Origin of the sequence: Flavobacterium aquidurense, from assembly GCF_002217195.1 — a bacterium.
Taxonomy (GTDB): domain Bacteria; phylum Bacteroidota; class Bacteroidia; order Flavobacteriales; family Flavobacteriaceae; genus Flavobacterium; species Flavobacterium frigidimaris.
The window spans coordinates 1-722 of record NZ_MUGR01000070.1; the positions used below are offsets into that span (position 1 = coordinate 1).

Here is a 722-nt window from a genome sequence, read left to right on the forward strand (position 1 = left end):
ACAAACATTTCTGACAATCAGTGGCAATTTATAAAAAAGACTTTGAACCTCAATGACAGAAAGCGAAAATATGGTTTAAGAACCATTTGGAACGCCATAATGTATTTGGTGAAAACCGGTTGCCAATGGAGGATGTTACCCAATGATTTTCCGAAATGGGAATTGGTCTATTACTATTACAGCAAATGGGCAAATGCAGAGGATTTTGATCTGCTTCTTTCGAAATTACGGGAAAAAGTCAGGTTGAAAAGAAATCAAAAAAGAGAACCGAGTTTAGGCATAATGGACAGTCAGAGTGTAAGATGGGGAAACAACCGCTCATTAAATGGTTTTGACGGGAATAAAAAAGTAAAAGGAATTAAAAGACATGTGGTGGTTGATAAAAACGGATTTTTATTAGCAATAATGGTTACTGTAGCCAATGTTCATGACAGTAAAGCTGTTGATTTTCTCATGAGAACTTTGGCATATTTCTTAAGTCCTGTGAAGATTATTCTTGCTGATGGAGGTTACAGAGGAGAAATCATAGAACAGGTGAAAAATAAGTTTGCTTATCTAATCAATGTGGTGATGAGAAATGATGAAAAGAAAACAGATTTTAAGCCCTTTTCTAAAAGATGGATTATTGAACGGACATTTTCCTGGTTTGATAACGACAGGAGATTATGCAGGAATTACGAATTACTAATGGAAAATTCTGAAAATATGGTAAAATTATCCGC

At 34.8% G+C, this 722-nt stretch carries 1 protein-coding gene; it reads left to right on the forward strand.

All coding sequences use genetic code 11. The features are described 5' to 3' along the window. Positions 1-722, forward strand: a 722-nt coding sequence (locus B0A67_RS24075) for an IS5 family transposase (RefSeq protein WP_123887476.1), incomplete at both ends; no start/stop codon positions are given.